The sequence below is a fragment of the Streptococcus sp. 4155 genome (assembly GCF_013276695.1).
Taxonomy (GTDB): Bacteria; Bacillota; Bacilli; order Lactobacillales; family Streptococcaceae; genus Streptococcus; species Streptococcus pseudopneumoniae.
In genome coordinates, this window is the sequence record NZ_VMLM01000019.1 from 1 (window position 1) to 7,583 (window position 7,583).

Genomic DNA, 7,583 nt, shown 5'->3' on the forward strand with positions numbered 1-7,583 from the left:
ATAGGGAAGTCGCTTAGCTCTAGGGAGTTTAGCTCAGCTGGGAGAGCATCTGCCTTACAAGCAGAGGGTCAGCGGTTCGATCCCGTTAACTCCCATTTTAGCGGGTGTAGTTTAGTGGTAAAACTACAGCCTTCCAAGCTGTTGTCGCGAGTTCGATTCTCGTCACCCGCTTTGAACTTTGTTCTTTGTACCAAGTTTTAACTTGGGCGCGTAGCTCAGGTGGTTAGAGCGCACGCCTGATAAGCGTGAGGTCGGTGGTTCGAGTCCACTCGTGCCCATAGTGTTTAGTCCATTACTAGAGAATTGAAACATTATCTTTTCACTAAGAGGACACGGGTTTGTTCCCGTATAAACTATTTTGGAGGATTACCCAAGTCCGGCTGAAGGGAACGGTCTTGAAAACCGTCAGGCGTGTAAAAGCGTGCGTGGGTTCGAATCCCACATCCTCCTTTTATATTAACGCGGGATGGAGCAGCTCGGTAGCTCGTCGGGCTCATAACCCGAAGGTCGTAGGTTCAAATCCTGCTCCCGCAATAAGGCTCGGTAGCTCAGTTGGTAGAGCAATGGATTGAAGCTCCATGTGTCGGCGGTTCGATTCCGTCTCGCGCCATTTATATATTTTGGAAGGGTAGCGAAGAGGCTAAACGCGGCGGACTGTAAATCCGCTCCTTCGGGTTCGGGGGTTCGAATCCCTCCCCTTCCATTTTACGGGCATAGTTTAAAGGTAGAACTAAGGTCTCCAAAACCTTCAGTGTGGGTTCAATTCCTACTGCCCGTGTTAATAGAATTATGGCGGGTGTGGTGAAGTGGTTAACACACCAGATTGTGGCTCTGGCATGCGTGGGTTCGATCCCCATCACTCGCCTATTTTATATTATTGGGGTATAGCCAAGCGGTAAGGCAAGGGACTTTGACTCCCTCATGCGTTGGTTCGAATCCAGCTACCCCAGTTACTATTTGCCGGCGTGGCGGAATTGGCAGACGCGCTGGACTCAAAATCCAGTGTCCGCAAGGACGTGCCGGTTCGACCCCGGCCGCCGGTATAGTATAGCGTTAGGAACGTAGTTAATCTTCGTTCCTTTTTTGTATTATTTTTGGTATAATAGTAGTTATTCAAATTTTATTTAGATTAAGAAAGTGTAGGGGAGTATGTCTTGTTCTATCGATTTATTAAAACATCGGTATTTGAAAAATATTAAAGAAAATCCTGAATTGTTTGTCGGAATTGAGTTGGAGTATCCTGTTGCAAGTTTAGAAGGGGATGCTACAGATGTTGAAGTTATAAAGGATCTATTTCATTATTTAGTTTCTACTTTGGATCTCACCGTAGCAAAGGTAGATGATTTTGGCAATCTGATCCAGTTAGTAGATCCGATAAGTCAGGATGCTATTTTGTTTGAAGTTTCCTATACTACGATTGAATTTGCGTTTGGTAAGGTTAAAGAGATTCAAGAGGTAGAGAATCGTTTTAATAATTATATGAATGTAATTCAGAGAAAATTAAGTGAATCAAATCATGCTATTGTTGGCTGTGGCATTCATCCTAACTGGGATAAGAATGAGAACTGTCCAGTGGCTTATCCACGCTATCAGATGTTGATGGATTATTTGAATTTGAGTAGAAATATTATTAAATCAGATTTACATCATTTCCCTGAATATGGTACTTTTATCTGTGGGAGCCAGGTTCAGCTGGATATTTCAAAAACCAACTACTTGCGGGTGATTAATGCTTTTACTCAAATTGAAGCGGCTAAGGCTTATGTATTTGCCAATTCTGAGTTTACAGGTGCGGATTGGGATACAAAAATTTCAAGGGACATCTTCTGGGAAGAATCGATGCATGGCATCTATCCAGAGAATGTTGGGGTTAATACTAGACTTTTTGATGATGAAGATGATTTTTTTGACTATCTCGATCATTCTGCGATTTTTACTGCGGAACGTGATGGACAAACCTATTATTTTTATCCCATTCAGGCTAGGGACTATTTGGCTACATCTGAAATCCAAGCATATGCTCTTAATGGGGATGAGATTCTTATTTACCCTCAAGAGAAGGATTTTGAAACTCATCGTAGTTACCAGTACCAAGACTTAACGACTCGAGGAACAGTTGAGTTTCGTAGTGTGTGTACTCAGCCTCTAGATAAAACCTTCGCTTCTGCTGCCTTTCACTTGGGATTATTAGTTAATTTAGATAAGTTAGAAGCTTACTTAGAAACAGCACCTTTCTTTAAAGAATTTGGGCGAAATTATAAATTTTTAAGACGACAATTTTCTAAGAAAAAGCTTACAGATCAGGAAGAAACTGCGATTATTGGATTTTCCAAAGACTTACTCCTGCTAGCCGAGGAAGGACTGAAGATGAGAAATAAGAAAGAAATGACCTACCTACAGCCTTTGAAAGAAGAATTGAGCCTATAATTTCTCTTACTAAAGGGAGAATTTTCTGAAAAATCATGATATAATGGAAGAGACTATAGATAAAGGATAGAGAGTAATGACATTAGTTTATCAATCAACGCGTGATGCCAACAATACAGTAACTGCTAGCCAAGCTATTTTGCAAGGTTTGGCGACGGACGGCGGTTTGTTTACACCGGTTACTTATCCAAAGGTAGATTTGGACTTTGACAAATTGAAAGCTGCTTCTTATCAGGAAGTTGCTAAGATTGTTTTGTCAGCATTTTTAGATGACTTTACAGCTGAAGAGTTGGACTACTGTATCAACAATGCCTACGATAGTAAATTTGATACTCCAGCTATAGCGCCTTTGGTGAAATTAGACGGTCAATACAATTTGGAACTGTTCCATGGTTCAACGATTGCCTTTAAGGATATGGCCTTGTCTATTTTGCCATACTTTATGACAACAGCTGCTAAGAAGCATGGTTTGGTGAACAAGATTGTCATCTTAACAGCGACATCTGGTGACACGGGGAAAGCTGCTATGGCGGGGTTTGCGGATGTGCCTGGTACTGAGATTATTGTCTTTTATCCAAAGGATGGTGTCAGCAAGGTACAAGAGTTGCAAATGACCACTCAGACTGGTGGTAATACTCATGTTATCGCAATAGATGGTAACTTTGATGATGCCCAAACAAATGTGAAGCATATGTTTAACGATGGGGCTCTTCGTGAAAGATTAGCGGCCAACAAGTTGCAATTTTCATCTGCAAACTCTATGAACATTGGTCGTCTGGTGCCACAGATTGTTTATTATGTTTATGCCTATGCTCAGTTGGTTAAGACTGGTGAGATTGTGGCTGGTGATAAGGTCAACTTCACAGTACCAACAGGAAACTTTGGAAATATCTTGGCTGCCTTTTATGCTAAGCAAATTGGTCTCCCAGTTGGCAAATTGATCTGTGCTTCAAATGACAACAATGTTTTGACAGACTTTTTCAAGACACGTGTTTACGATAAGAAACGTGAGTTTAAGGTAACAACTAGTCCATCTATGGATATTTTGGTATCTTCAAACTTAGAGCGTTTGATTTTCCATCTTTTGGGGAATGATGCGGTTAAAACAGCTGAACTCATGAATGCCTTGAACAAGCAAGGACAATATGAGTTGACAGACTTTGATGCTGAGATTCTGCACCTCTTTGCGGCTGAATATGCAACTGAGGAAGAAACAGCGGCAGAAATCAAACGTGTTTATGAGTCAGATTCTTATATCGAGGATCCACATACAGCGGTTGCCTCAGCAGTTTATAAGAAATACCAAGCTGCTACTGGCGATGCGACTAAGACAGTGATTGCATCAACAGCTAGTCCATACAAGTTCCCAGTGGTTGCAGTAGAAGCTGTAACTGGGAAAGTTGGCTTGACTGACTTTGAAGCCTTGGCTCAATTACATGAAATCTCAGGCGTTGCAGTGCCACCAGCAGTTGATGGCCTTGAAACAGCTCCTGTTCGTCACAAGACAACAGTGGCAGCTACTGATATGCAAGCAGCGGTTGAGGCTTATCTAGGACTTTAAGACAGAGGGAGTAAACTCGGTTGGGAAACCAACTGAGTTTCTTTTCATCAGGAGGAAGGATTGTTTAAGAAAAATAAAGACATTCTTAATATTGCCTTGCCAGCTATGGGCGAAAACTTTTTGCAGATGCTCATGGGGATGGTGGACAGTTATCTGGTAGCCCACTTGGGCTTGATAGCTATTTCGGGTGTATCAGTAGCTGGTAATATTATTACGATTTATCAGGCGATTTTCATCGCTCTGGGAGCTGCTATTTCCAGTGTTATTTCAAAAAGTTTGGGGCAGAAGGATCAGTCTAAGCTAGCCTATCATGTGACTGAGGCCTTGAAGATTACCTTACTATTAAGTTTCCTTTTAGGAGCTTTGTCCATCTTCGCTGGGAAAGAGATGATAGGACTTTTGGGGACGGAGAGAGATGTAGCTGAGAGTGGTGGACTCTACCTATCTTTGGTAGGAGGGTCGATTGTGCTCTTGGGGTTGATGACTAGTCTGGGAGCCTTGATTCGTGCAACGCATAATCCACGTCTGCCCCTCTATGTTAGTTTTTTATCCAATGCCTTGAATATTCTCTTTTCCAGTCTAGCTATTTTTGTTCTAGATATGGGAATAGCTGGTGTTGCTTGGGGGACTATTCTGTCTCGTTTGGTCGGTCTTGTGATTTTGTGGTTACAATTAAAACTTCCTTATGCGAGGCCAACTTTTGGACTGGATAAAGACTTACTGACTTTGGCAATACCAGCAGCTGGAGAGCGACTTATGATGCGGGCTGGAGATGTAGTAATCATTGCCTTGGTTGTGTCTTTCGGGACAGAGGCAGTGGCTGGAAATGCAGTCGGGGAAGTTTTGACCCAGTTTAACTATATGCCTGCCTTTGGTGTGGCTACAGCAACAGTCATGCAAGTGGCTCGAGCGGTTGGAGAAGATGATTGGAAAAGAGTCGCTAGTTTGAGCAAGCAAACCTTTTGGCTCTCTCTGGTCCTCATGTTGCCCTTGACCTTCAGTATCTATGCTTTGGGTATACCACTAACTCATCTCTATACAACTAATTCTCTAGCGGTGGAGGCTAGTGTTCTAGTGACACTTTTTTCACTACTTGGAATCCCTATGACGATAGGAACAGTCATCTATACAGCAGTCTGGCAGGGTTTGGGCAATGCTCGGCTTCCCTTCTATGCGACAAGTATAGGAATGTGGTGTATCCGCATTGGAACAGGGTATCTGATGGGGATTGTTTTTGGTTGGGGCTTGTCTGGTATTTGGGCAGGGACTCTCTTGGATAATGGTTTTCGCTGGTTATTTCTACGCTATCGTTACCAGCGCTATATGAGCTTGAAAGGATAGGAAATGCAAAAAACAGCTTTTATTTGGGATTTAGACGGGACTTTATTGGACTCTTACGAAGCGATTTTGTCAGGAATTGAGGAAACTTTTGCTCAGTTTGCTATTCCTTATGATAAGGAGCAGGTGAGAGAGTTTATCCTCAAGTATTCGGTGCAAGATTTGCTTGTACGGGTGGCAGAAGATAGAAATCTGGATGTGGAAGTGCTAAATCAGGTGCGTGCCCAGAGTTTGGCTGAGAAGAATACTCAAGTAGTTTTGATGCCAGGTGCGCGTGATGTGCTAGCTTGGGCAGACGAATCAGGAATTCAGCAGTTTGTTTACACTCATAAGGGGGACAATGCTTTTACCATTCTCAGAGACTTGGGTTTGGAATCTTATTTTACAGAGATTTTAACCAGTCAGAATGGCTTTGCGCGTAAACCTAGTCCAGAAGCGGCTAACTATCTGATAGACAAGTATCAGTTGAATCATGATACTACTTATTATATAGGGGATCGGACTCTGGATGTGGAATTTGCCCAGAATAGTGGGATTCAAAGTATCAACTTTTTAGAGTCGACTTATGAAGGAAATCACAGGATTCAAGGGTTAGCAGATATTCCTTACATTTTTGGGGATTGGGAACGATAAGATTGTGTCAGTTTTGTGACAGAGACCTAACAAACTGTTTCAAGTAACCGAGTTTGTTACAAGGAACAGACAGTTCTGTTAAATAGGCCCGAGAGGGCTTTTTTTCTGCTCTTTTTGTGTTATGATAGACAGGTATTCATTTGAAAGGAATAGGAAAGAATGAAGAAAAGAATATTATTAGCTTCAACAGTAGCCTTGTCATTTGCCCCAGTATTGGCAACTCAAGCAGAAGAAGTTCTTTGGACTGCACGTAGTGTTGAGCAAATCCAAAATGATTTGACTAAAACGGACAACAAAACAAGTTATACAGTACAGTATGGTGATACCTTGAGCACAATTGCAGAAGCCTTGGGTGTAGATGTCACAGTTCTTGCGAATTTGAATAAAATCACTAATATGGACTTGATTTTCCCAGAAACTGTTTTGACAACGACTGTCAATGAAGTAGAAGAAGTAACGGAAGTTGAAATCCAAACACCCCAAGCAGACTCTAATGAAGAAGTGACAACTGCGACAGCAGATTTGACAACCAATCAAGTGACTGTAGATGATCAAACTGTTCAAGTTGCAGATCTTTCTCAACCAATTGCAGAAGCGCCAAAAGAAGTCTCATCAAATTCAGAAGTTACAGAGACAGTGACTGCTACAGAAGAAGTGACACCATCTACAGGAACTTCTGTCCCAGAGGAGCAAACAGCCGAAACAAGTAGTGCAGTTGCAGAAGCAGCTCCTCAGGCAATGACTCCAGCTGAGAAAGATGAAACTCAAGCAAGCACTCAAGCTGAATCAGCAGTAGAAGCAACTACAACACCAGTAGAAGAAAAAGCTCCTGAAACAACTGCAACAAGTTCAGAAGCAAAAGAAGTAGCATCATCAAATGGAGCTACACCAACAGTTTCTACTTATCAACCAGAAGAGACGAAGATAGTTTCAACAACTTACACAGCTCCAGCTGCGCCTGATTATGCTGGACTTGCAGTAGCGAAATCTGAAAATGCAGGCCTTCAACCACAAACGGCTGCCTTTAAAGAAGAAATTGCCAACTTGTTTGGCATCACATTCTTTAGTGGTTACCGTCCAGGAGACAGTGGAGATCACGGAAAAGGTTTGGCTATTGACTTTATTGTACCAGAAAGCTCAGAACTAGGGGATAAGATTGCGGAATACGCTATTCAAAATATGGCCAGCCGCGGCATTAGTTACATCATCTGGAAACAACGTTTCTATGCTCCATTCGATAGCAAATATGGGCCAGCTAACACTTGGAATCCAATGCCAGACCGCGGTAGTGTGACAGAAAACCACTATGACCATGTTCACGTTTCAATGAATGGATAAACCAGACTTGGTAATATCATTTTGACGAATGAGATCTAGCTTTCGTGATAGGAAGTAGGTCTTGTTCGTTTTTTATTTGTCATACTCTTCGAAAATCTCTTCAAACCACGTCAGTTTTATCTGAAACCTCAAAGCTGTGCTTTGAGCAACCTGCGACTAGCTTTCTAGTTTACTCTTTGATTTTCATTGAGTATCAATTTGAATGGAAGATGGGAAGTTTCTGTCTTGTAATGATTCAAGCAACATTCTTGCAATCTATTTTACTTTATACTCAATTGTTTTCAAA

Annotated in this window: 5 protein-coding genes and 11 tRNA genes; all 16 read left to right on the forward strand. The window is 42.0% G+C overall.

Features of this window, described 5'->3' with window-relative positions; translation table 11 throughout:
* The first annotated feature begins 22 nt into the window (after positions 1-22).
* The 16 genes from HT715_RS02640 to HT715_RS02715 all read left to right on the forward strand — a co-directional run bounded on the left by HT715_RS02640 (position 23) and on the right by HT715_RS02715 (position 7,297).
* Positions 23-95 (forward strand) — tRNA-Val (locus tag HT715_RS02640).
* Positions 96-100: 5 nt separating this feature from the next.
* A tRNA-Gly gene (locus tag HT715_RS02645) sits at positions 101-171 on the forward strand.
* A 33-nt stretch (positions 172-204) separates the two neighbouring features.
* Positions 205-278 (forward strand) — tRNA-Ile (locus HT715_RS02650).
* 82 nt (positions 279-360) lie between these two features.
* Positions 361-450 (forward strand) — tRNA-Ser (locus HT715_RS02655).
* 10 nt (positions 451-460) lie between these two features.
* A tRNA-Met gene (locus HT715_RS02660) sits at positions 461-534 on the forward strand.
* A 3-nt stretch (positions 535-537) separates the two neighbouring features.
* Positions 538-610 (forward strand) — tRNA-Phe (locus HT715_RS02665).
* Between the two features lie 12 nt (positions 611-622).
* A tRNA-Tyr gene (locus HT715_RS02670) sits at positions 623-703 on the forward strand.
* Between the two features lie 4 nt (positions 704-707).
* Positions 708-778, forward strand: a tRNA-Trp gene (locus tag HT715_RS02675).
* A 14-nt stretch (positions 779-792) separates the two neighbouring features.
* Positions 793-865, forward strand: a tRNA-His gene (locus HT715_RS02680).
* A 13-nt stretch (positions 866-878) separates the two neighbouring features.
* Positions 879-950 (forward strand) — tRNA-Gln (locus HT715_RS02685).
* A 9-nt stretch (positions 951-959) separates the two neighbouring features.
* Positions 960-1,043: transfer RNA gene (locus HT715_RS02690), tRNA-Leu, on the forward strand.
* Positions 1,044-1,149: 106 nt separating this feature from the next.
* Complete coding sequence (locus HT715_RS02695) at positions 1,150-2,427, forward strand: glutamyl-tRNA synthetase (RefSeq protein ID WP_050223658.1); 1,278 nt, start codon at positions 1,150-1,152, stop codon at positions 2,425-2,427.
* A gap of 76 nt (positions 2,428-2,503) precedes the next feature.
* Positions 2,504-3,988 carry a threonine synthase gene (gene thrC, locus HT715_RS02700; protein WP_138706587.1) on the forward strand — a complete coding sequence of 495 codons (1,485 nt, stop codon included), beginning with the start codon at positions 2,504-2,506 and terminating at the stop codon, positions 3,986-3,988.
* 60 nt (positions 3,989-4,048) lie between these two features.
* On the forward strand, positions 4,049-5,329 hold the full coding sequence (locus HT715_RS02705) for an MATE family efflux transporter (protein WP_119947241.1): 1,281 nt from the start codon (positions 4,049-4,051) through the stop codon (positions 5,327-5,329).
* 3 nt (positions 5,330-5,332) lie between these two features.
* The gene (locus HT715_RS02710) at positions 5,333-5,959 is read left to right on the forward strand and encodes an HAD family hydrolase (protein WP_138706286.1); all 627 of its coding nucleotides are present in this window, start codon (positions 5,333-5,335) and stop codon (positions 5,957-5,959) included.
* A 159-nt stretch (positions 5,960-6,118) separates the two neighbouring features.
* Complete coding sequence (locus HT715_RS02715) at positions 6,119-7,297, forward strand: LysM domain-containing protein (RefSeq protein ID WP_054393247.1); 1,179 nt, start codon at positions 6,119-6,121, stop codon at positions 7,295-7,297.
* Positions 7,298-7,583 lie beyond the last annotated feature (286 nt).